This window comes from Pseudomonas sp. P9_35, assembly GCF_034008205.1.
Taxonomy (GTDB): Bacteria; Pseudomonadota; Gammaproteobacteria; order Pseudomonadales; family Pseudomonadaceae; genus Aquipseudomonas; species Aquipseudomonas kilonensis.
Genome location: NZ_CP125373.1, coordinates 3,340,754 through 3,363,972 on the forward strand (window position 1 = coordinate 3,340,754; position 23,219 = coordinate 3,363,972).

The 23,219-nt window shown below is 62.2% G+C and carries 23 protein-coding genes; 10 read left to right on the forward strand and 13 right to left on the reverse strand.

Translation table 11 applies throughout. The features are described 5' to 3' along the window. Nucleotides 1-30: 30 nt before the first annotated feature. The 6 genes from QMK47_RS14570 to ribBA form a co-directional block, all read right to left on the reverse strand. Nucleotides 31-516, reverse strand: coding sequence for a flavin reductase family protein (locus tag QMK47_RS14570; protein ID WP_013693314.1), 486 nt, complete (start codon nucleotides 514-516; stop codon nucleotides 31-33). Between the two features lie 44 nt (nucleotides 517-560). Then, nucleotides 561-1,712 (reverse strand): ABC transporter ATP-binding protein, encoded by a 1,152-nt coding sequence (locus QMK47_RS14575; RefSeq protein WP_320390481.1) that lies wholly within the window; start codon nucleotides 1,710-1,712, stop codon nucleotides 561-563. 17 nt (nucleotides 1,713-1,729) lie between these two features. Next, nucleotides 1,730-2,539: an ABC transporter permease gene (locus QMK47_RS14580; RefSeq protein ID WP_253474596.1), complete on the reverse strand. Its 810-nt coding sequence runs from the start codon at nucleotides 2,537-2,539 to the stop codon at nucleotides 1,730-1,732. Nucleotides 2,540-2,545: 6 nt separating this feature from the next. After that, entirely contained in the window at nucleotides 2,546-3,475 is a 930-nt protein-coding gene (locus tag QMK47_RS14585) for an ABC transporter permease (protein WP_320390482.1), read from the reverse strand. After that, a complete protein-coding gene (locus QMK47_RS14590; RefSeq protein WP_258691163.1) occupies nucleotides 3,472-4,497 on the reverse strand; it encodes an ABC transporter substrate-binding protein in 1,026 nt (341 codons plus the stop codon). Before QMK47_RS14590 ends, QMK47_RS14585 begins: the two co-directional genes overlap by 4 nt. 320 nt (nucleotides 4,498-4,817) lie before the next feature. Continuing rightward, the gene (ribBA, locus tag QMK47_RS14595) at nucleotides 4,818-5,927 is read right to left on the reverse strand and encodes a bifunctional 3,4-dihydroxy-2-butanone-4-phosphate synthase/GTP cyclohydrolase II (RefSeq protein WP_320390483.1); all 1,110 of its coding nucleotides are present in this window, start codon (nucleotides 5,925-5,927) and stop codon (nucleotides 4,818-4,820) included. An 81-nt stretch (nucleotides 5,928-6,008) separates the two neighbouring features. On the opposite strand from ribBA, the gene QMK47_RS14600 reads away from it, so the two are divergent. Further along, complete coding sequence (locus QMK47_RS14600; protein ID WP_253474607.1) at nucleotides 6,009-6,305, forward strand: DUF1330 domain-containing protein; 297 nt, start codon at nucleotides 6,009-6,011, stop codon at nucleotides 6,303-6,305. 123 nt (nucleotides 6,306-6,428) lie between these two features. Here QMK47_RS14600 and QMK47_RS14605 read toward each other — a convergent pair whose 3' ends face one another. The 7 genes from QMK47_RS14605 to QMK47_RS14635 form a co-directional block, all read right to left on the reverse strand. Continuing rightward, nucleotides 6,429-6,992 carry an NUDIX hydrolase gene (locus QMK47_RS14605; RefSeq protein ID WP_253474610.1) on the reverse strand — a complete coding sequence of 188 codons (564 nt, stop codon included), beginning with the start codon at nucleotides 6,990-6,992 and terminating at the stop codon, nucleotides 6,429-6,431. A gap of 2 nt (nucleotides 6,993-6,994) precedes the next feature. After that, nucleotides 6,995-7,747, reverse strand: a complete 753-nt coding sequence (locus tag QMK47_RS14610; protein ID WP_103309674.1) for a GntR family transcriptional regulator — start codon at nucleotides 7,745-7,747, stop codon at nucleotides 6,995-6,997. Between the two features lie 60 nt (nucleotides 7,748-7,807). Continuing rightward, a complete protein-coding gene (locus QMK47_RS14615) occupies nucleotides 7,808-8,212 on the reverse strand; it encodes a carboxymuconolactone decarboxylase family protein (RefSeq protein WP_003201685.1) in 405 nt (134 codons plus the stop codon). Between the two features lie 134 nt (nucleotides 8,213-8,346). Then, on the reverse strand, nucleotides 8,347-8,832 hold the full coding sequence (locus QMK47_RS14620) for a flavin reductase family protein (RefSeq protein ID WP_320390484.1): 486 nt from the start codon (nucleotides 8,830-8,832) through the stop codon (nucleotides 8,347-8,349). A gap of 12 nt (nucleotides 8,833-8,844) precedes the next feature. Further along, nucleotides 8,845-10,326, reverse strand: a complete 1,482-nt coding sequence (locus QMK47_RS14625; protein WP_258691165.1) for an aldehyde dehydrogenase — start codon at nucleotides 10,324-10,326, stop codon at nucleotides 8,845-8,847. Further along, complete coding sequence (locus QMK47_RS14630) at nucleotides 10,323-11,156, reverse strand: alpha/beta fold hydrolase (RefSeq protein WP_003201690.1); 834 nt, start codon at nucleotides 11,154-11,156, stop codon at nucleotides 10,323-10,325. The genes QMK47_RS14625 and QMK47_RS14630 overlap by 4 nt, the downstream gene beginning before the upstream one ends. A 45-nt stretch (nucleotides 11,157-11,201) precedes the next feature. Then, nucleotides 11,202-11,792, reverse strand: coding sequence for an amino acid synthesis family protein (locus QMK47_RS14635; RefSeq protein ID WP_003182108.1), 591 nt, complete (start codon nucleotides 11,790-11,792; stop codon nucleotides 11,202-11,204). An 812-nt stretch (nucleotides 11,793-12,604) separates the two neighbouring features. Between QMK47_RS14635 and QMK47_RS14640 the strand changes: the two genes are divergently transcribed. The 9 genes from QMK47_RS14640 to QMK47_RS14680 all read left to right on the forward strand — a co-directional run bounded on the left by QMK47_RS14640 (nucleotide 12,605) and on the right by QMK47_RS14680 (nucleotide 23,024). Next, the gene (locus tag QMK47_RS14640) at nucleotides 12,605-14,014 is read left to right on the forward strand and encodes a circularly permuted type 2 ATP-grasp protein (RefSeq protein ID WP_253474622.1); all 1,410 of its coding nucleotides are present in this window, start codon (nucleotides 12,605-12,607) and stop codon (nucleotides 14,012-14,014) included. 3 nt (nucleotides 14,015-14,017) lie between these two features. Then, a complete protein-coding gene (locus QMK47_RS14645; RefSeq protein ID WP_003201699.1) occupies nucleotides 14,018-14,968 on the forward strand; it encodes an alpha-E domain-containing protein in 951 nt (316 codons plus the stop codon). After that, nucleotides 14,965-15,762, forward strand: coding sequence for a transglutaminase family protein (locus tag QMK47_RS14650; RefSeq protein ID WP_024619080.1), 798 nt, complete (start codon nucleotides 14,965-14,967; stop codon nucleotides 15,760-15,762). The genes QMK47_RS14645 and QMK47_RS14650 overlap by 4 nt, the downstream gene beginning before the upstream one ends. A 197-nt stretch (nucleotides 15,763-15,959) precedes the next feature. Further along, a complete protein-coding gene (locus tag QMK47_RS14655; protein WP_253474625.1) occupies nucleotides 15,960-16,457 on the forward strand; it encodes a GNAT family N-acetyltransferase in 498 nt (165 codons plus the stop codon). A gap of 99 nt (nucleotides 16,458-16,556) precedes the next feature. After that, nucleotides 16,557-17,051 carry a hypothetical protein gene (locus QMK47_RS14660; protein WP_253474628.1) on the forward strand — a complete coding sequence of 165 codons (495 nt, stop codon included), beginning with the start codon at nucleotides 16,557-16,559 and terminating at the stop codon, nucleotides 17,049-17,051. Between the two features lie 89 nt (nucleotides 17,052-17,140). After that, a complete protein-coding gene (locus tag QMK47_RS14665) occupies nucleotides 17,141-17,812 on the forward strand; it encodes a DUF3313 domain-containing protein (protein ID WP_253474631.1) in 672 nt (223 codons plus the stop codon). 125 nt (nucleotides 17,813-17,937) lie between these two features. Then, a complete protein-coding gene (gene tpx, locus QMK47_RS14670) occupies nucleotides 17,938-18,438 on the forward strand; it encodes a thiol peroxidase (protein WP_013693326.1) in 501 nt (166 codons plus the stop codon). 177 nt (nucleotides 18,439-18,615) lie between these two features. Beyond that, nucleotides 18,616-19,932, forward strand: coding sequence for an MdtA/MuxA family multidrug efflux RND transporter periplasmic adaptor subunit (locus QMK47_RS14675; protein ID WP_258691167.1), 1,317 nt, complete (start codon nucleotides 18,616-18,618; stop codon nucleotides 19,930-19,932). Next, complete coding sequence (locus QMK47_RS14680; RefSeq protein WP_253474638.1) at nucleotides 19,929-23,024, forward strand: MdtB/MuxB family multidrug efflux RND transporter permease subunit; 3,096 nt, start codon at nucleotides 19,929-19,931, stop codon at nucleotides 23,022-23,024. The genes QMK47_RS14675 and QMK47_RS14680 overlap by 4 nt, the downstream gene beginning before the upstream one ends. Nucleotides 23,025-23,219 lie beyond the last annotated feature (195 nt).

Here is a 23,219-nt window from a genome sequence, read left to right on the forward strand (position 1 = left end):
GGCGCTTTCTCTTTATTGTTGACGATCGGTTCAGGCGAGGACGGGCAGGGCGCCCATCTTGCCGTGGCAATAAACCAGCGGCCCTGGTGTGTGCTGCGGGACGATCAGGTTCTTTACGGCGCCGACCATGATGGCGTGGTCGCCGCCTTCGTATTCGCGCCACAGTTCGCACTCGATGATGGCGGTGGCGTTGCTCAGCAGTGGGTTACCCAACTCGCTCAAGGTCCATTCGATGCCCTGGGCCTTGTCCTTGCCTTTGCGGGCGAAGGCGTAGGCTTCATTCTGCTGGCCGCCGGAGAGCAGGTGGATGGCGAAGCGCTTGTTCTTGATCAGTACCGGATAGGAGTCGGAGCTGTAGTTGGGGCAGAACAGCACCAGCGCCGGTTCCATCGACAATGAGCTGAAGGCGCTGGCGGTGAGGCCGACGATCTGGCCGTCGTCATCGAGGGTGGTGATCACGGTCACGCCGGACGGGAACGAGCCCATGACTTGTTTGTAGACGCTGGCATCGATCATCGGACGATCCTCGGGCTTTATCGGTTGTGGGCGCGCAATGTTCATCAGTGGGCACCCGCGGCCTTGTTCAGGTCGCTCTCGGCCCATTGGGTGTAGACGCAGGCGTCGGCGGTGGCCCAGCGCACACGCACCGAGTCGCCGGCCTTGAGAGGCATGCCGGCGGCGGACAGCGCCTTGACGGTCATGGCCGTGCCGCCGGACGTCACTACGCTGCAGGTCTGGCTTTCACCCAGGAACAGCACTTCGACGACCTTGGCCGAGACTTCATTCCAGCCGGCCGCCAAGGGTTCCTGGGCGGCTTGCTCGACGCTCAGGGCGAGGGCTTTTTCCGGACGCACCATCAGCAGCACGTCCTGGTCCGTTTGCAGGCCGGCGGTCAGGCGAATCGACAGTGACTGGCCTTCGAAGGTCGCCACCGCGTTGCCCTGGGCCTTGAGCTTGAGGAAGTTGGAATTGCCCAGGAACGAGGCCACGAAGGCGTTCGGCGGGTTCTGGTAGAGGTCATAGCCGCTGCCCAGGCCGACGATCTTGCCGTGGCTGAAAATGGCGATGCGCTGGGACAGGCGCATGGCTTCTTCCTGGTCATGGGTGACGTAGACGATGGTGATGCCCAGGCGTCGATGCAATTGACGCAGTTCATCCTGCAAGTCTTCCCGGAGCTTTTTGTCCAGGGCCCCGAGCGGTTCGTCCATCAGCAGGATGCGTGGCTCATAGACCAGCGCCCGGGCAATCGCCACACGCTGCTGCTGGCCGCCGGACAGTTGCGAAGGGCGGCGATGGGCGAACTCTCCCAGTTGCACCAGTTTGAGCATGGCGTCGACCCGGCGTTCGCGCTCGGCGCTGGCCAGTTTGCGAATCGCCAGCGGAAAGGCAATGTTGTCGCGCACCGACAGATGGGGGAACAACGAGTAGCGCTGGAACACCATGCCGATGTCGCGTTTGTGCGGCGGTACGTTGACCAGGGATTTGCCGCCCACCAGGATCTCGCCGCTGCTGGGGGTTTCAAAGCCGGCCAGCATCGACAGCGTGGTGCTTTTGCCCGAGCCGCTGGAGCCGAGGAAGGTCAGGAATTCGCCGTCCTGGATATCCAGGGAAATGTCGTCCACGGCGGCAAAGTCGCCGTAGTGCTTGTTCAGGTTGCGCAGGCTGACCAGGGTCTTGTTGTTCTGTTGTGCGGGGTCTTTGACGGCACTCATCGTGTTCTCCTAGGCGCTCAGGCGCTGATTTCATTGCGCCGGCGCAGGGCGGCGGCGATCACCATCACCAAGACCGAGAGGCCGATCAGCAGCGTCGAAGCGACGGCGATCACAGGCGTCAGGTCCTGGCGCAGGGTGGTCCACATCTTGACGGGCAAGGTTTGCAGGGTCGGGCTGGCCATCATCACGCTCAGCACCACCTCGTCCCACGACACCAGAAACGCGAACAGGGCACCGGCGACCATGCCCGGGCGAATGGCCGGGAAGGTCACCTTGAACACCGCTTGCAGGCGTGAGGCGCCGCAGATCACCGCTGCGTCCTCGATGGACTGGTCGAACAGCTTGAGTGAGTTGATGATCGAGATGATGGTGAACGGCAGCGCGACGATGACGTGGCTGACCACGAAGGCGAACATCGTCCCGGTGTAGCCCAGCTTGAGGAACAGCGCATACACCGCCACGGCGATGATCACCAAGGGCACGATCATCGGCAGGGTGAACAGGCCATAGAGCATTTCCCGGCCCGGGAAACGTCCACGCACCAGGGCAAACGCGGTTGGCAGGCCCAGCGCCACGGCGCAGGCAGTGGTCAGTACCGCGACCTTGAGGCTGGTCAGTGCCGCGTTCATCCAGTCGGGGTTGGAAAAGAACTGGCCGTACCATTTGAGCGTCCAGCCCGGTGGCGGGAAGACCAGCCATTGGGACGAACCGAACGACAGCAGTACGATGAACACGATCGGCAGCAGCAGGAACAGCGCGATCAGGCCGGTGGTGAAATACAGGCCGAACCGCATGCGCCGGCTCATGGCATTGGGAGTCAGGAGCATGACGGCTTACCTCGCGTTGCTGGCACCCACCGGGGATTCCGGCTGGAGCTTCAGGTAGAAGTAGAACAACACCAGGGTGATCGCCACCAACAAGGCGGCACCGGCGCTGGCCAGGCCCCAGTTGAGGAACGACTGCACCTGCTGGATGATGAATTCAGGCAACATCATGTTCTGCGCGCCGCCCAGCAGTGCCGGGGTCACGTAGTAACCGAGGGACATCACGAACACCATCAGCCCACCGGAGAACAGCCCCGGCCGGCACAGCGGCAGGAACACCCGGAAGAAGTTGGTCCAGGGGCTGGCGCCGCAAATCGAACCGGCCTGCAGGATCATCGGGTCGATGGCCTGCATGGTCGCCTGCAACGGCAGGACGATGAACGGGATCATGATGTAGCTCATGCCGATCACCACGCCGGTGAGGTTGTGCACCATCTCCAGCGGCTGGTCGATGATGCCCAGCGCCATCAACGCCTTGTTCACCACCCCGGAGGCCTGCAGCAGCACCAGCCAGGAGTAGGTGCGGGCCAACAGGCTGGTCCACATCGACAGCAGTACGATGTTCAGCATCCAGCGCCCCCAGCCACGGGGCACCAGGGTAATGGCCCAGGCCAGGGGGAAACCCAACAGCAGGCTGAACAGTGTCACCAGCCCGGCCACCGAAAAGGTGTTGAACAACACCCGGGCGTAGGCTGAGTTGGCGAACAGTTGCTCGTAGTTGCCCAACCCGGGCACGGGCTCCAGCACACCGCGCAGCAGCAGGCCGATCAGCGGCGCCAGGAAGAACAGACCGAGGAACAGCAGGGCGGGGAGCAGGTTGCCGGCCCCACGCCAGCGCTGTGCCAGCGACGGGGTTTGCGTCGCCGCCTTGGCCTGTACCGCACCGGCAGCGCCAATGGCGCTCCCAGTGCGAGGGGGTGTCGTTGCCGACATTTTCATTTGACCAGCCATTCGTTCCACCGTGTCGCGATGTCCTGACCGTTCTTGGCCCAGTACGCGAAATCAAGCGTGATCTGATCCTTGGCGTAGGCGGTCGGCAGGTTGGGGGCGAGCACCGAATCCAGGCGTGCAACGCTGTCGACGTTGACCGGCGCATAGGCGGTCAGGTTGGAAAAGTCGGCCTGGCCCTTGGCGCTGCTGGCGTTGGCCAGGAACTTCATGGCAGCGGCCTTGTTTTTCGAACCCTTTGGAATGACCAGGATGTCGGCCATGACCAGGTTCTGCTTCCAGCTTACGCCGACGGGGGCGCCGTCCTGTTGCAAGGCATAGATGCGACCGTTCCAGAATTGCCCGATGCTGGCTTCGCCGGAGGCGAGCAGTTGCTGGGACTGAGCGCCGCCGCCCCACCAGACGATGTCTTTCTTGATGGTGTCGAGTTTCTTGAAGGCGCGGTCCAGGTCCAGCGGGTAGAGCTTGTCTGCTGCTACGCCGTCGGCCAGCAGGGCCAGCTCAAGCACGCCGGGGCTAGGCCATTTGTACAGGGCGCGTTTACCGGGATAGGTCTTGGTGTCGAACAGTGCGGTCCAGTCCTGGGGCTTGCCGGAACCGAGCTTGCCTTCGTTGTAGCCGAGGACGAACGAGAAGTAGAACGAGCCGACGCCGTGGTCGGAGACGAAGCGCGGGTCGATCTTGTCGCGCTGCACCACCGAGAAGTCGAGGGGTTCGAGCAGGCCTTCGGCGGCGGCGCGCAAGGCGAAGTCCGCCTCGACGTCAACCACGTCCCACTGCACGTTGCCACTTTCGACCATGGCCTTGAGCTTGCCGTAGTCGGTGGGGCCATCCTGGACCACGGTGATGCCGCTGGCCTTGCTGAACGGGTCGGCCCAGGCCTGCTTCTGCGCGTCCTGGGTGCTGCCGCCCCAACTGACGAAGTTGACGCTTTCAGCGGCCATCGTCGCCTGGCTGGTGACACTCAGCAGGCCGGCAAAAAGAATTGCGGCTGCACTTTTCTTCAACACCATTTTCACGCCCTCATTGTTGTGTTTATTGAGCGGGCTTTTGTTCGCCCACTTATCGGGAGCATTGGTTCAACTGGCCTTGCGGGCGACCGTGCCAACGGTTGGCTGGAGCGTTCGGTCTATGGAATATCATATTATGGTATTCCAAACTTTCTGCAAGCGTTTTGCCGTACCGGCTATCTGTCCGGGGGCAGATTTTCCCTGTCATTGCTGGGTCGAACCCTGTGGGAGCGAGCTTGCTCGCGATGGCGGTGTGTCAGTCAATATTCATGTCGGCTGATCCTTGGCTATCGCGAGCAAGCTCGCTCCCACAGGTTTTTCTGTTATCCGGTGAAGGGAATGCTCTCCACTACTTCCAAGTCATACCCCGTCAACCCCGCGTACTTGAGCGGTGGTCCCAGGTGGCGCAATTTGCCGACGCCCAGGTCCTGCAGAATCTGCGCCCCGGTGCCCACTTCAGAATAGATGCGCGATTGCGACCGGCTGAATTGTCGTGGCGGTTGGGTCAGTTGCGGCACACGCTCAAGCAGCGCCTGGGAGGACTCGTGGTTGGCCAGCACGACCACCACGCCGCGACCTTCTTCGGCCACCCGCTGCAGGGCCGCCCACAGCGTCCAATTGGAAGGGCCGTGGTATTCGGCACCGACCAGGTCCCGCAGCGGGTCGATCACATGCACCCGCACCAGCGTCGGCTCATCCCGGCGAATCTCACCCATCACCATCGCCATGTGCACGCCGCCTTCGATGCGGTCTTCGAAGGTGAACAAGCGGAAGGTGCCATGCACTGTAGGCAGTTCCCGTTCACCAATGCGCGCCACGGTGTGCTCGGTGCTCAAGCGGTAGTGGATCAGGTCGGCGATGGTGCCGATCTTGATCCCGTGCTTGCGGGCGAAAATCTCCAGGTCCGGCCGGCGGGCCATGGTGCCGTCATCGTTCATCACTTCGACGATCACCGACGCCGGCGTGAAGCCCGCCAGGCGCGCCAGGTCGCAACCGGCTTCGGTGTGCCCGGCGCGGGTCAATACACCGCCTTCCTTGGCCCGCAACGGGAAGATATGCCCCGGCTGCACGATGTCGCTGGGCCCCGCATCAGCGGCCACGGCGGCGGCAACGGTGCGTGCCCGGTCGGCGGCGGAAATACCGGTGGTCACGCCGGTGGCGGCCTCGATGGACACGGTGAACGCGGTGCTGAACACACTGCCGTTACTCGGCACCATTTGCTCAAGACCCAGGCGCTGGCAGTGTTCGCCGGTCAGGGTCAGGCAAATCAACCCGCGCGCTTCGCGGGCCATGAAGCTGATGGCCTGGGCGTTGCAACAGTCGGCGGCCAGCAGCAGGTCGCCTTCGTTTTCCCGATCTTCGTCATCCACCAGCAACACCATCTTGCCCAGGCGGTAGTCTTCGATGATTTCCTGAATGCTGTTAAAGGCCATGTCGGGCTCTCTTTGTTCTGATGGGGCTTGCTGGAATGGTACTGTGGTATACCATAATACAAAGCAAGCCAAGAGGTCACTATGAAGGCGTACTGGATTGCTCATGTGGATGTCACCGACCCCGATCAATACAGCCAATACACCCAACGGGCGCCGGCGGCGTTTGCCTTGTATGGCGGTCGGATGTTGGCCCGGGGTGGGCGTAGCGAAGCGATGGAGGGCAGGGCCACGCCGCAGCGCAGCGTGGTGATCGAGTTCGACTCCTACGAACAGGCGCTGGCCTGCTATCACTCGGCGCAGTATCAGGAGGCCAAGCGCCATCGCGAAGGCGTGGCCCGGGCCGAGGTGATCATTGTCGAGGGTGTGATTCCACTGTAGGAGCTGTCGAGTGCAACGAGGCTGCGATCTTGTCCCAGACAGTTGAGTCTCAAGCGAAAGACCAAGATCAAGATCAAGATCAAGATCAAAAGATCGCAGGCTTCGCCAGCTCCTACAGGGGCGTCAGCGGATGAAGTGAATCTTGCCGCTGTCGTCGTTGCCCATGTAGATGCCATAGACCCCGGCCTGGCGTTCCTCGATATAACGTTCGAGGATCTGCCGGATGGCCGGGTAGTAGATGCTGTCCCAGGGAATGTCTTCGGGGGCGAAGAACTGGCAGGCGAGGGTTTCCGGGCCGAACTGGCCGGTGATCTCCAGCGCGATGGCGCGGAAGATGATGTACACCTCGCTGATCTTCGGCACGCTGAAGATCGAGTAGGGCGAAACGATTTCAGCGCGTACGCCGGTTTCTTCCCAGACTTCGCGCAGCGCGGCCTGTTCGGTGGTCTCACCGCCTTCCATGAAACCGGCCGGCAGTGTCCAGGTGCCCGGGCGCGGCGGGATGGCGCGCTGGCACAGCAGGTATTTGCCGTCCTGCTCGATGATGCAGCCGGCAATGATCTTCGGGTTGACGTAGTGGATGTAGCCGCAACCGCCACACATCAGTCGCTCATGGGTATCGCCCGTTGGCAGGCGATGACTCAAGTCATTGCCGCCGCACTTTGGACAAAAGCTCGGGCTGAACATGGTTAGCGACCTATGCGCGGTTCTTTGAGGGCGATGGGCGGGATGATCTCGGGGATTTCACCGGTCTCTTCCTGTTTGCGCTTGAGGTATTCCAGGGCGACCTTGGCGGCGGCGCGCACGTGGTCGACGCAGGCCTGGTGGGCCGCCAGGGGATCGCCGCTCTTGATCGCCTCGACCATGCGTTCCATTTCCTGGTTGCTGTCGCCGCGACGGTTTTCCTGGGACACCGAGGTCGCCCGCAAATAGCTGATGCGTGCCTGCAACTGGCGCAGCTGGGTGGCGGCGACATGGTTGCCGGAGCCTTCGAGCAACACGTCGTAGAAGCCTTGCACCGAATCGATGACCTGCTGCAGTTCGCCCTCCTTGAGGGCCTTGCGGTTTTCCGCGAGGGCTTTTTCCAGGGCCTTGATGTCCTTGGCCTTGGCCCGCAGGGTGAACAACTGGACGATCAGGCCTTCAAGCACGCAACGCAGCTCATAGATGTCCACGGCGTCGGCCAACGTAATAATGGCGACCCGTGGCCCCTTGGCATCGGCAAACTCCACCAGGCCTTCGGATTCCAGGTGGCGCAGCGCTTCGCGTACCGACGTGCGGCTCACACCCAGGCGATCGCACAGATCGCGTTCGACCAGGCGATCACCCGGCAGAAGCTGGAAGTTCATGATGGCGCTTCGCAGTTTATCCAGCACGATTTCGCGCAGGGTAACGGGGTTGCGATTGACCTTGAAGCTGTCGTCGAGTGGCAGGCGTTTCATGGGGTCCGCTCTGTAATATGGCTGTCCATGCCAAACGGGCAACATCCGTGCACGTTCAGATCAAACAGCCGAGGGTTGACTGGAGGCCTCGGCATCGGCTTCGGCGAAGGCTTCGCGGGCAAGCCGGAAACTGTCCACGGCAGCGGGAACACCGCAATAGATACCGACTTGAAGCAGAATTTCGCGTATTTGCTCACGACTCAGGCCGTTACGCAAGGCGCCGCGCACATGCAGCTTGAGTTCGTGCGGACGATTGAGCGCCGAGATCATTGCCAGGTTGATCATGCTGCGCTCCTTGAGCGACAAGCCCTCGCGACCCCAGACATGGCCCCAGCAATACTCGGTGACCATTTCCTGTAATGGCCGGGTGAAATCGTCGGCGTTCTCGATGGAGCGGTTGACGTAGTCCTGGCCCAGCACCTGGGTGCGGATCTTCAGGCCTTGTTCGTACTTGTCGTTGCTCATGCGGACTCCCTGAAAAGTAATGAACCTGTGGGAGCGAGCTTGCTCGCGATAGCGGTGTGTCAGGTACATCAATGGCGACTGTTCCACCGCTATCGCGAGCAAGCTCGCTCCCACAGGGGAGGCGTGTACGGTGATCAGGCCAGGGTGGGCAGCGGGCCCAGCTTGCCTTTGTGGTAGATCATCGGCGTTACCGGCTGTTCAGGCAGGATCAGGTTCTTCACTGCGCCGACGATGATCGCGTGGTCGCCGCCATCGTATTCGCGCCACAGCTCGCATTCGATGATCGCCGTGGCTTTGCTCAGCAATGGATTGCCCAGGTCGCTCAGGTGCCAATCGATGCCCTTGGCCTTGTCCTTGCCTTTACCGGCAAAGGCATAGGCTTCGGTGGTCTGGTCGGCGGACAGCAGGTGGATCGCGAACTGCTTGCTGTCGCGCAGCACCGGGTAGGTGTCGGAGGCGTAGTTGGGACAGAACAGCACCAGCGCCGGGTCGATCGACAGCGCGCTGAAGGCACTGGCGGTGATGCCGACGATATTGCCGTCCGGGTCCAGGGTGGTGACCACCGTGACGCCGGACGGGAAGGAGCTCATGACTTCTTTGTAGATGCCGGGTTCGATCATTTCTCTGGACTCCTAGCGCATCACGAACGGATCAGGCATAGGCGCCTGGGACAGGTTGATCCACACCGTTTTCAGTTCGGTATAGGCCAGCACCGAATCGATGCCGCTTTCGCGTCCATAGCCACTGTTCTTGAAACCACCGATGGGCGCCATGGCCGACACGGCTCGGTAGGTGTTGACCCAGATAATGCCCGAGCGCACATCTCGGGCCAGGCGATGGGCACGGCCCAGGTCACGGGTCCAGATGCCGGCGGCGAGGCCGAATTGCGAGTCGTTGGCGATCGCCAGGGCTTCGGCTTCGTCCTTGAAACGAATCACCGAGGCCACCGGGCCGAAGACTTCTTCCTGCATGATCTTCATCGAGTTGCGGTCGCATTCGAACAGCGTCGGCTCATAAAACCAGCCATCCCCCAGATTCTCTGGACGCTTGCCGCCAGTGCGCAGGCGCGCCCCTTCGGCGATGGCATCGGCCACCAGGCCTTCGACCACGGCCAGTTGCTGCGCGGTGGCCATGGGGCCCATTTCGCTGGCGTCTTCCTGCGGGTTGCCGATGCGGATGCGCTGGGCCCGTTCGACCAGGCGCGAGACGAACTCATCGTAGATTTCGTCCTGTACCAGCAGGCGTGAGCCGGACACGCAGCTCTGGCCGGATGCCGCATAGATCCCGGCAATTGCGCCGTTGATCGCGCTGTCGAGGTCGGCGTCGGCAAAGATAATGTTCGGCGACTTGCCGCCCAGTTCCAGTGACAGCTTGGCGAAGTTCTCGGCGCTGCTGCGCACCACATGGCGAGCCGTGGCCGCGCCGCCGGTGAAAGCGATCTTGCGCACCAGCGGATGGCGGGTGAGGGCGGCGCCGGTGCTCGGGCCGTAACCGGTGACGACGTTGACCACGCCCGGCGGGATACCGGCTTCCAGCGCCAGGCGAGCCAGTTCGAGAATGGTGGCCGAAGCGTGCTCGGACGGCTTGATCACGATGGTGTTACCGGCCGCCAGTGCTGGGGCGAGCTTGATCGCGGTCAGGTACAGCGGGCTGTTCCAGGGAATGATCGCCGCGACCACGCCCATGGCTTCGTGCACGGTGTAGGCAAACAGGTCGGGCTTGTCCAGCGGCAGGGTGCCGCCTTCGAGCTTGTCGGCCAGGCCTGCGGTGTAATGAAAGAACTCCGGCAGGTAGCCGACCTGGCCGCGGGTTTCACGGATCAGCTTGCCGTTGTCGCGGCTTTCCAACTGGGCCAGTTGTTCTTTGTTCTCGGCGATCAGGTCACCGAGGCGACGCAGTAGCTTGCCGCGTGCGGTGGCGGTCAGGCCGCGCCAGGCCGGGCTGTCGAAAGCGCTCTGTGCAGCCTGGACGGCGCGATCTACATCGGCTTCGTCGGCGTCGGGCAACTCGGCCCAGGGTTGGGCCAGGGCCGGGTTCAGGCTTTCGAAGGTCTTGCCGGACAAGGCATCGACCCATTCACCGCCGATGCACATCGAAAAACGTGCGAGTGTCATGCAACGATCCCCTTTATTTGGTTTTGTCGGGCGTTTGCTGTGTCGAGAAATTCCAGCAACAGCTGGTTGACCAGGCGCGGCGACTCTACCGGCATCATATGCCGCTGTTCGGCGAGCACGGCAACCGTGGCGCCGGGAATTCGCTCGGCCAGTTGCCGGGCCATTTCCGGTGTCGAGCCGGGGTCCAGTTCGCCAGTGGCGATCAGCGTCGGCACCTGGATGTTGCCCAGGTCATCGGCGCGGTACATGTCCTGGGTGGCGAACAGTTCATAGGTGGTCAGGTAACCCTGGGGATCATTCTGCGCCAGGGTCTGGCGCAGTGCGGCAATCTGCGCCGGGTTGGCCGCCTGGTATTCACGGCTGAACCAGCGCGACAACGCGGCCTCGGCATTGGCGTCCGGCCCATGCTCGGCGGCCTGGGCCGTGCGGGCGATGACCCCGGCGCGCTGTTCGGCGCTGCGGTTGAACACACTGTTGAGCACCACCAGGCCTTGCAGGCGTTGCGGGTAATGCAAGGCAAACGCACGGGCTACCAGCCCGCCCATGGAAAAGCCGATCACCGTCGCCTGGGGCAGTTGCAAATGGTCGAGCAACTCCAGCAACTGGTCGGCGTAGCCCAGCAGCGCGGTACCGCTTTGCGGACGCGGGCTGGCGCCATGGCCGAGCATGTCGTAGGCAATCACACGGTATTGCGTGGCCAGGCCAACGACCTGGCCGCCCCACATTTCTTTGTTCAGGCCCACGCCATGGATCAAGACCACGGGTTGGCCTTGGCCGGTTGCCAGGTAGCTGGTGCCGGCCGGGGTGAGTTCAGCGGTGAGCCGAATCATGGAGCGCTCCTGCATGCCTTTTTTATTGTGGTTACCGAGCCTGGATTACTGCGCATTCTCGGCGGCCAGTTCTTCCAGATCGATGTAGCGGTTGCCGATGCGCGGGTGCAGGCGGCCGCCATCGGCGCAGCCCAGCACCACGACGATTTCGTCGGCGCGCGGGGCGTCTTCAATTTGCATCTCCAGGGTGATGTAGTGCGAACGCAGGCCTTCATCGTCCTTGTGCATCATCGGGATCTGAATCGAGGTGCCAGGACCGCCGCGCTTGTTGGTGAAGCTCAGGTAGCTCTTGGCCTTGACCGCTTCGCGGTAATGGTTGCCGAAGCGCAGGGTGTGGATCACGGCGGAGGCGTGCTCGATTTCGCCGTCGGCACCGACTACCGCAGCCTTGCCGTAGGCTTCAATCTTCTCGGCGCCGCCGATGATGCCCACCAGACGCTCGACCATCAGCGCGCCGAGGTCGGAGCAGTTGGCACGGATTTCCGGCTTCAGGTCTTCGACGAAACCGCGACCCAGCCAAGGGTTTTTCATCACCACCGCCAAACCGACCATGGTCACCGGTTTGTCGGTGGCCTTGCCGCCTTCGATAAAGGTTTCTTCGACATAGCTGACGATCTTGCGAATTTCGAAACTCATGAGCTGCTCCCAGGGTGGGTGAATAGGTCTTTGCGTATGATGGTATACCATAATACTGTCGGTGCAAGTGCTGCTGTTGGATTTGTTCGAAGGGAGGCGACGGAAGGCTGGGCTACCCATGTCAGGTAGATAGAGGGCTTGAAGCTGAACAGGACTTTGTGGCGAGGGAGCTTGCTCCCGCTGGTCTGTAGGAGCTGTCGAGCGAAGCGAGGCTGCGATCTTTTCCCAGACACTTGAATTCCGAGCGAAAGATCAAAAGATCGCAGGCTTGGCCAGCTCCTACAGAGCCCAGCGGGAGCAAGCTCCCTCGCCACGGAGTATTCATTCCTTCGAAGTTCGGCGCGTCAGCTATCGTTGGGTCAAGGCCTGCGTTTTAGCGGTGGGTATAAATTTCCCCTTTTCAGGGCATTCGACGCTGGCTTCCCGCCTGGCTGCACCGATTCGACTCGTTCATGGCCTCGACGCCGGAAATGGCAATAAACGTTTCAGCCTCCAAACAGATTTTCGTCGCAAAATCGAAAATAAATTTCGCTTTTTTGTCGTTATGCGACAGTTTTTCCAGCATTGTCTCGATGCACCGCACTTAGGCACAGCCCTTGCTACGACTCCAGGACGAAAGTGCCAGCGAGGGGGTATTCGATACGTAGATAAACAGGGGGGGGCGCACGTCATCCGGACGCAAAGGCCTGATCAGAGACCCATTGCCTAACGAGGTACTCAGAGAACCAGGGCTCATAAAAAAGGCAAGGCCGTACTGAGTGGAATGACGACGTAATAAGAAATGCCGTGTACGACACGGCTGGGAGTTGGCTATGCCCCACGCTTTTTTTAATGAAATGTATGACGCCAAGGGTGACTGCCGCCCGCACTACCAAGCCTTCTCGCGCTGGCTGGCGGACACACCGCTTGAGCTGCTGGAGCAACGCCGCCGCGAAGCCGACCTGCTGTTCCATCGAGCCGGTATCACTTTCACCCTCTACGGGGACGAGCAGGGCACAGAGCGGTTGATTCCTTTCGACATCATCCCGCGCAGCATCAAGGCCAGCGAATGGCAGATGGTCGAGCGTGGCTGCATTCAGCGGGTCCAGGCCCTGAACATGTTCCTGGCCGACATCTACCATGGGCAACACATCCTCAAGGAAGGCATCATTCCTCCCGAACAGGTGCTCGCCAACGAGGGTTATCAGATTGCGATGCAGGGCCTGAACCTGCACCGGGGCATTTACGCCCATATCGCCGGTGTCGACCTGGTTCGCGACGGCGACGGCAGCTACTACGTGCTGGAGGACAACCTGCGTACCCCCAGCGGCGTGAGCTACATGCTCGAAGACCGCAAGATGATGATGCGCCTGTTTCCCGAGCTCTTCGCCGCCCAGCGCGTGGCCCCCATCGATCATTACCCGAACCTGCTGCTCGACACCCTCAAGAGCTCAAGCCCCCTCGAGAACCCCACCGCCGTGGTGTTGACCCCGGGGCGCTTCAACAGTGCCTATTTCGAGCACGCGTTCCTGGCCCGTGAAATGGGCGTGGAGTTGGTGGAGGGCGCTGACCTGTTCGTGCGTGACGACCATGTGTACATGCGCACCACCGCCGGCCCCCGGCAGGTGGACGTGATTTATCGTCGCCTTGACGATGCCTACCTCGACCCGCTGTCGTTCAACCCCGATTCGATGCTCGGCGTGCCCGGGCTGATCGCCGTGTATCGCGCGGGCAATGTGGTGCTGGCGAACGCGGTCGGCACCGGCGTGGCCGATGACAAATCGATCTATCCCTACGTCGACGAGATGATCCGCTTCTACCTCACCGAAGAACCGATCCTGAAGAACGTGCCCACCTGGCAGTGTCGCAAGCCCCAGGACCTGTCCCATGTGCTGGCCAACCTGCCGGATCTGGTGGTCAAGGAAACCCAGGGCTCCGGCGGCTACGGCATGCTGGTCGGGCCAGCGGCCACTGCCGCGGAAATCGAGGATTTCCGCGCACGTCTCAAGGCCCGTCCCGAAGCCTATATCGCCCAGCCGACCTTGAGCCTGTCCACGTGCCCGACCTTTGTCGAGAGCGGCATCGCGCCGCGCCACATCGACCTGCGTCCGTTCGTGCTGTCGGGCAAGGAAACGCGCCTGGTGCCCGGCGGGCTGACCCGCGTGGCACTGCGCGAAGGCTCGCTGGTGGTGAACTCGTCCCAGGGCGGTGGCACCAAAGACACTTGGGTAGTGGAGGACTAAGACATGCTTTCAAGAACTGCTTCGGACCTCTATTGGATGTCCCGCTACCTGGAGCGCGCCGAGAACCTGGCGCGCATGCTCGAAGTCAGCTATTCGCTGTCGCTGATGCCCCAGGCCGGGCGCAGCGATGGCCATGCCGAGCTGGCGATGTCGCTGCTGGCGGCCGGTACGCTGGACGACTACAACGCCCGTTATGACGCGCTCAACACCGAGCGCATGCTGCATTTCTTCGCGCTGGATGAAACCAACCCCGGCAGTATCTACAGCTGCCTGCGGGCCGCGCGGACCAACGCCCATGCCGTGCGCGGGCGCATCACCGCCGACATGTGGGAAAACATCAACGCCACCTGGCTGGAAATGCGCAACATCGCCAGCAACGGCCTGGGACGCTACGGCATCAGCCATTTCTGCGAATGGGTCAAGGAGCGCTCGCACCTGTTCCGTGGCGCGACGTCGGGCACCATCATGCGCAACGATGCCTACTGCTTCATTCGCCTGGGGACCTTTATCGAACGGGCCGACAACACGCTGCGCCTGCTGGACGCCCGCTATGAAATGTTCGGCGAGGAATCGGAGGAGGTCAGCGACAACTCGGCCCGCGGCTACTACCAGTGGAGTGCCTTGTTGCGCGCGTTGTCTTCGTTCGAGGCATTCAACGAGATCTACCGCAATGCGCCGAACGCCGAGCAGGTTTCCGAGATGTTGCTGTTGCGCGCTGACGTCCCGCGCTCGCTGCATGCCTGCATCGAGGAGCTGGACCACATTCTCGCCAGCTTGCCGGGCAACAACGGCCGGCCAGCGCAACGCCTGGCCGCCGAACTGAATGCACGCCTGCGTTATTCGGGGATCGATGAGATCCTGGCGTCGGGCCTGCATCAATGGTTGACCGACTTGATTGGGCAGATCCGCCACTTGGGCCAGACCGTCCATGAGTCTTACCTGGAGGTCGTATGAAACTGTCCATACGCCACGACACGACCTACAGCTACGCCGATGAAGTCTGCACCAGCATCCAGTTCCTGCGCCTGACGCCCCGGGACACTCAGCGCCAGCGCATCCTGGAATGGCACCTGGAACTGCCGCGACTGGTACGCAGCCAGCTTGATCCCTATGGCAACATCCTGCATGTGATGACCATGGACGAGCCCCACGGTGCCTTGGTACTGACGGCTTATGGCGAGGTGGAAATCCATCAGTCCATCGCAATGGAGCCGGACAGCCAGTCGCCGCTGCCTTTTCTGCGCACCAGTCGCCTGACCCAGGCGGATGAAACTCTCAGTGCCTTCGCCGTCGAGCAATGTGCCGGCCGGCGCGATCGCTCGGCCTTGACCGATTTGATGAACGGTTTGGCGGCGCGGATGCCCTACAGCCCCGGCACGACGGCGGTCAACAGCACGGCCGCCGAGGCGTTTGCCGGTGGGACGGGAGTTTGCCAGGACCATACCCACGCGTTCCTGGCCTGCGCCCGCAGCCTGGGTATTCCTGCACGCTATGTTTCCGGTTATTTGTGCACCGAAGATGAAAGCCACCTGGCGAGCCACGCCTGGGCGGAAGCCTGGCTGGATGATGGCTGGTACAGCTTCGACGTGACCAACCGCCTGACCCTTCCAGACCGCCACCTGAAACTGGCGGTCGGCCTGGACTACCTCGACGCCTGCCCGGTACGCGGCATGCGCCGGGGTGGCGGAGCGGAGCAGATGCAGGCAAGGGTGCAGGTCAGCTCGATGGTGCAGGTGCAACACCAATAGAGGCGGGCTTTATCGCCAACACTCGATCCCACATGGAATGGGTGGCGGACACCCGAGCCCCCTGTGGGAGCGAGCCTGCTCGCGATACCGGCGTATTCGTCAACACGGATGCCAAAACCACCGCTCCCACAGGTTCCCCATAGCGCCTGGCGCGGCTTATAGTGATCGGCCTTGTCACGTCTCCAGGGAGGAGCCGCATGTCCGAATCATCGATCACCCTCGTACGCTTCACTGAAGCCCACATCGCCGGTGTCACCGCGCTCTACAACGATCCGGCGGTGACTCGCCAGGTGCTGCAGATGCCTTTCCAGTCCGCTGAAGTCTGGCGCAAGCGCCTGGCAATGGACGACGAGCGTTTATTGAAACTGGTGGCCCTGCACGAGGGTGAAGTCATCGGCAACCTGGGGCTGGAGCAGTTTTCGCGCGTGCGTCGTGCCCATTGCGGCAGCCTCGGCATGGGCGTGGCTGTCGCCTGGCAGGGCAAGGGTGTGGGCTCGATGTTGCTGGCCGCCGCGCTGGAGGTCACGGACAACTGGATGAACCTGCGGCGGGTCGAGTTGACGGTGTACGCCGACAACGAGGCGGCCATCGGCCTGTACCGCAAGTTTGGCTTCGAAACCGAAGGCCTGATGCGCGACTATGCCGTGCGTGACGGCCGCTGGGTGGACACCCTGGCCATGGCGCGGCTGCGCTGAAGGACCCAGCGTGCAGGCAAAGAGGGCTTTTACGTACGCCAACGTCTTGAACCTGTCATCATCGCGCTTCGCAGCACTCCCTTAATCGAGGACCGGCCCATGGACGATGTACAGCAATTGGGCGAGATGCTTCGTCACTACGCCGACAGCGAAGCGCACAAGAAACAATTGCACCAGGCCCAGTCGATGGTTTGGGCAGAGCAGATCAAGGCGTTGTACGGGCAAATCGAGCAATGGCTGGCGCCCGTCATGGCGCTCGGCCTGCTGGAATTGAGCCGTGAGACTTATGTGGCGCACGGGCCGAGCGCCCCGGTAGAAACGTCCGGTTTCAAGACTGAAAAACTGACCTTGACCATTACCGGTAAGCCGGTGGAGTTCGTGCCGGAGGTGATGGGCGCGGGCGGGCTGATTTCTTTGTCGATCATGGGCCTGGCCGCGACCCGTCACGGCAGCATTTCCCTGGTTTGCCAACCGCCATCGGTGCAATGGCAATGGCGCCGGACCAACGGGTTGAAGGACCCCGACACGTTTGCGTTCGATGCCAACTTCCTCGCACAACAGTTGCAGAGCCTGATACCGCGCGAGCGCGGCTGAGTCACGCATTCTCAGAGCAGGCAAAAACCTGTCCATTGGCTATACCTGTAGTTCCGGCCCCGCCTCGTGTGGCTTACAGGAGTGACAGCATGAAGTTTTCGTCGATGATCGGCACTGTTTGCATGGCCTCGCTCGCCTTGGCGGGTTGCTCTAGCAAAGTCACCCAGCCGGATGAGTACTCCGGGTTCCTGGGGGATTACAGCCGGCTCAAGGAAGAAAAGTCGCCGTCGGGGGCCGAAGTGATGCGTTGGGTCGATCCGAAGATCGACCCGGGCAAGTACACCAGCCTCTATATCGAGCCGACACAGCTTTACCCCAAGCCGCAGCCGACCGTGAAGATCCCCCAGGCCACGCTGTCGGGTATCACCGCTTATTACGATCAGGCCCTCAAGCGGGAAGCGGGAAAATCCTTGCCCCTGGCGACAGCTCCTGGGCCGGGTGTATTGGTGATGCGGGCGGCCATCACGGCTGTCAGCAGCAAGACCGAAGGCTTGAAACCTTATGAGGTGATCCCGATTGCGCTGGTGGCGGCCGCTGTCAGCACGGCCAGCGGCATTCGCGACCAGGAAACCACCCTGGGCACCGAAGCGGTTTTTCTCGACGGTGGCAACAACTCGGTGGTCGCCCAGGTGGTGCGCAAAGGCACGGGCAAGCCGTTGTCCAACGAGTCCCAGGTGATGAAGCCCGATGACGTCAAAGGGGTCATCGATGGTTGGGCGTCGGATTTGCATCAGTCGTTTCTGAAATTCAAGGCTAAATAGCCACCGCCGTTACCTCACGCGCCGGCGTCCAAACCACGACTTTTTATGTCCAACCATAGGTCGCGCAAGCATTTCGTGGTTAACTCCGGCCTCACCATTTTCAAACTGTCAGAAGGAATCCGTTCATGGCTCAAGTCACCCTCAAAGGCAACCCGGTCCAAGTCAACGGCCAGTTGCCACAAGCCGGTTCCAAGGCACCAGCCTTTTCCCTGGTTGCCGGCAATCTGTCGGACGTTTCCCTGAAGGACTTCGCCGGCAAGCGCAAAGTGCTGAACATTTTCCCAAGTGTCGACACGCCGACCTGCGCCACCTCCGTGCGCAAGTTCAATGCCCAGGCCAACGGCCTGACCAACACGGTGGTGCTCTGCATCTCCGCCGACCTGCCGTTTGCCCAGGCGCGTTTCTGCGGCGCCGAAGGCCTGGAAAACGTCCAGAACCTGTCGACCCTGCGCGGTGCCGAGTTCATCCAGGACTACGGCGTGGCAATCGCCGATGGCCCGCTCAAAGGCCTGACCGCCCGTGCCGTGGTGGTGCTGGACGAAAACGACACCGTGCTGCACAGCGAGCTGGTCAAGGAAATCGGTGAAGAGCCGAACTACGACGCTGCGTTGGCCGTTCTGAAATAAGGTATTTATTACAATTGTTAACGGCCTGGCCCTGTCCAGGCCGTTTTCTTTTGTGCGTCAAGGCGTTAGCCGACTATGTGCCAGGTAAGCCCAACGTAAATTGCCGGTAAAGGCGCTTTGCTAAACACCCGCCAGTGCTTATCGTTCAGCCTCCCGTAAAAGAAGTCCACGCGCCCAATGGTTGATCACTCCATGCAATCCTCTGTTTCCCGCAATTCCCGTCGCTGGCTGTTCGGCCTGTTCATCGTATTGGTCGTCGCAGCGCTGGCCTGGAAATTCTGGCCCAGTGGTTCGGCACAGAAGCCTGGGGCAGGGGATAAAGCCGCGGCGGGGCATGTGGGGCGCTCGGGTGGCATGCGGCCAGGGTTTGGTGGGGCGACGGGGCCGATTCCGGTGCGGGTGGCGCCGGCGGTGACCGGGGATTTCCCGCTGTACTTCAAGGCGCTGGGCACGGTCACGGCCCTCAATACGATCAACGTGCGCAGCCGCGTGGGTGGCGAACTGGTCAAGATCGCCTTCGAAGAAGGGCAGATGGTCAAGGCTGGGGACTTGCTGGCCGAGATCGACCCGCGTCCGTACCAGAACGCCTTGCTCCAGGCCGAAGGCACATTGTTGCAGAACCAGGCCCAGCTGAAAAATGCCCAGGTAGACTTTGAGCGGTATCGCGGCCTGTACGCCGAAGACAGTATCGCCAAGCAGACCCTCGACACTGCCGCGGCGCTGGTGGGCCAGTACCAGGGCACGGTCAAGACCAACCAGGCGGCCGTCAACGACGCCAAGCTCAACCTCGAATTCACCAAGATCCGCGCGCCCATCTCCGGGCGGGTCGGCTTGCGGCAACTGGATATCGGCAACCTGGTGGCGGCCAACGACACCACGGCCCTGGCGGTCATCACCCAGACCCAACCCATCAGCGTCGTGTTCACCTTGCCGGAAAACAACCTCGACACAGTGCTTGCTCGTTACCGCAGCGGGGCGAAACTGCCCGTCGAAGCCTGGGACCGGGGCGATGTGAAGCTGCAGGCCAGCGGCGTGCTGCAAAGCCTGGACAACCAGATCGATGTCACCACCGGCACCTTGAAGTTCAAGGCTCGCTACGAGAACCGCGACCAGTCGCTGTTTCCCAACCAGTTCGTCAATGTCCGCCTGCTGGCCGACACCCTCAAAGGCGTGACCCTGGCGCCGACGGCGGCTATTCAGTTCGGCACCAATGGCACCTTCGTCTATGCCCTGGATGGCGACAAGAAGGTCACCATCAAAAAGCTGAAGATCGGCGCCAGCGACGGTGCGAATACCGTGGTCACCGAAGGCTTGGCCGCCGGTGACCGGGTGGTGCTCGAAGGCACCGATCGCTTGAAGGAAGGCAGTGAAGTGGAAGTGGTCAGCGACAGCCAGGAAGTGCCCACCACGCCGACCGAGCACCTGCAGGGCAAGTCCGCAGCGATGCCCGCTGAGCCGGTTGCGGCCGACAAGGCGAAAAAGGGCGGCGCATGAATCTCTCGCGGCTGTTCATCCTTCGCCCGGTCGCCACCACCCTGAGCATGCTGGCGATCATCCTGGCCGGCCTGATCGCCTATCGGCTGCTGCCGGTATCGGCATTGCCCCAGGTCGATTACCCGACCATCCGCGTGATGACCCTGTACCCGGGCGCCAGCCCCGATGTGATGACCAGCGCGGTGACCGCGCCCCTGGAGCGCCAGTTCGGACAGATGCCGGGCCTGACGCAAATGGCCTCCACCAGTTCCGGTGGCGCCTCGGTGATTACCCTGCGCTTCAACCTCGACATCAACATGGACGTCGCCGAGCAGCAGGTGCAGGCCGCGATCAACGCGGCCACCAACCTGCTGCCCAAGGACCTGCCGGCGCCGCCGGTGTACAACAAGGTCAACCCGGCCGACACCCCGGTGCTGACCCTGGCTATCACCTCCAAGACCATGCTGCTGCCCAAGCTCAACGACTTGGTGGACACCCGCATGGCGCAGAAAATCGCCCAGATCAGCGGCGTCGGCATGGTCACCATCGCCGGTGGCCAGCGCCAGGCCGTGCGAATCAAGGTTAATCCCGAGGCCCTGGCGGCCAACGGCCTGAACCTGGCGGACGTGCGCACATTGATCGGCGCTTCCAACGTCAACCAGCCCAAGGGCAACTTCGACGGCCCGACCCGGGTCTCGATGCTCGACGCCAACGACCAGTTGACCTCGCCCAAGGACTACGCCGAACTGATCCTGGCCTACGCCAACGGCGCGCCGTTGCGGCTCAAGGACGTGGCACAGATCGTCGACGGCGCCGAAAACGAACGCCTTGCCGCCTGGGCCAACGAAAACCAGGCCGTGCTGCTGAACATCCAGCGTCAGCCGGGGGCCAACGTCATCGAAGTGGTGGACCGGATCAAGGCCCTGTTGCCGAGCATCACCGACAACCTGCCGGCCGGCCTGGATGTCACCGTGCTGACCGACCGCACCCAGACCATCCGCGCTTCGGTCACCGACGTGCAGCATGAATTGCTGATCGCCATCGTGCTGGTGGTCATGGTGACGTTCCTGTTCCTGCGTCGCGTCAGCGCCACCATCATCCCCTCGGTGGCTGTGCCGTTGTCGCTGATCGGCACCTTCGGCGTGATGTACCTGGCCGGTTTTTCCGTCAATAACCTGACCCTGATGGCCCTGACCATCGCCACCGGTTTCGTGGTGGACGATGCCATCGTCATGCTGGAGAACATCGCTCGCTTCATCGAGGAGGGCGACAGCCCGCTGCAGGCTGCGCTCAAGGGCGCGAAGCAGATTGGCTTCACGCTGATTTCCCTGACGCTGTCGCTGATCGCCGTGTTGATCCCGCTGCTGTTCATGGCCGACGTGGTCGGACGCTTGTTCCGCGAGTTCGCCATCACCCTGGCGGTGGCGATCCTGATTTCCCTGGTGGTGTCCCTGACCCTGACGCCGATGATGTGCGCCCGCTTGCTCAAGCGTGAGCCCAAGGAAGCAGAGCAGGGCCGTTTCTATCGCGCCAGCGGCGCCTGGATCGACTGGTTGATCGCCGCCTACGGACGCAAGTTGCAATGGGTGCTCAAGCACCAGCCGCTGACCCTGCTGGTGGCGGTGGGCACCCTGGTGTTGACGGTGGTGCTGTACCTGGCCGTGCCCAAGGGGTTCTTTCCGGTGCAGGATACCGGCGTGATCCAGGGCATTTCCGAGGCGCCACAATCGATCTCCTTTGCCGCCATGAGCGAGCGCCAGCAGCAACTGGCGAAAGTGATCCTGGCGGACCCGGCGGTGGAAAGCCTGTCGTCCTACATCGGCGTGGACGGCGACAACGCCACGCTCAACAGCGGTCGCCTGCTGATCAACCTCAAGCCCCACAGTGAACGGGATGACAGCGCCACCGAGATCATTGCCCGCTTGCAGCCGCAGTTGGATCGGCTGGTGGGCATTCGCCTGTTCATGCAGCCGGTGCAGGACTTGACCATTGAAGACCGGGTCAGCCGCACCCAATACCAGTTCAGCCTGTCATCGCCGGACGCCGAGTTGCTCAGCCTATGGAGCGGGCGCCTGGTCGAAGCCCTGGCCCAACAGGCGGAGCTGACCGATGTGGCCAGCGACCTGCAGGACAAGGGTTTGCAGGTCTACCTGGTGATCGATCGCGACGCAGCCTCACGCCTGGGCGTCTCGGTGTCGAACATCACCGATGCGCTCTATGACGCCTTCGGCCAGCGGCAGATCTCTACCATCTACACCCAGGCCAGCCAGTACCGCGTGGTGTTGCAGGCCCAGGCCGGGGAACGGATCGGGCCCCAGGCGCTGGACCAGATTCACGTCAAGACCACCGACGGTGGGCAGGTGCGGCTGTCGAGCCTGGCTCGGGTCGAAGAACGCCAGGCGCAACTGGCGATTGCCCACATTGGCCAGTTCCCGGCGGTGATGATGTCGTTCAACCTGGCGCCGGGCGTGGCCCTGGGGCATGCGGTGGACGTGATCGAAAAGGTCCAGCGGGACATCGGCATGCCGGTGGGCGTGCAGACCGAGTTCCAGGGCGCGGCCCAGGCATTCCAGGCGTCACTGTCGAGTACCTTGCTGCTGATCCTGGCGGCGGTGGTGACCATGTACATCGTGCTGGGCGTGTTGTACGAAAGCTACATCCACCCGATCACCATTCTTTCCACCTTGCCCTCGGCGGCCATCGGCGCCTTGCTGGCCTTGATCCTCAGCGGCAATGACCTGGGCATGATCGCGATCATCGGCATCATCCTGCTGATCGGTATCGTCAAGAAAAACGCGATCATGATGATCGACTTCGCCCTCGACGCCGAACGCAACCAGGGCGTCGACCCGCAGACGGCGATCTATCAGGCTGCATTACTGCGCTTCCGCCCGATCCTGATGACCACCCTGGCGGCCTTGTTCGGCGCAATACCGCTGATGTTCGCCACCGGTTCCGGCGCCGAACTGCGCCAGCCCCTGGGCTTGGTGATGGTAGGTGGGTTGTTGGTGAGCCAGGTATTGACGCTGTTCACCACCCCGGTGATCTACCTGTATTTCGATCGATTGGGACGCCGGTTTGCCAGGCCGGATGGGAAAGAGGTGCGGGTGTGACGGCGGTGCAGCGCTTTTCGTGGCGAGGGAGCTTGCTCCCGCTGGGCTTTGGGAGCAAAGCTTGCTCGCGAGACAGGCGCCTCGATTCTGCAAGACCGCATCGCGTCCATCGCGGGCAAGCCTTGCTCCCACATAGCGGGAGCAAGCTCCCTCGCCACAAAAGCCCCGCCAATTCTTGCTGCCAGTGGCTTGAAG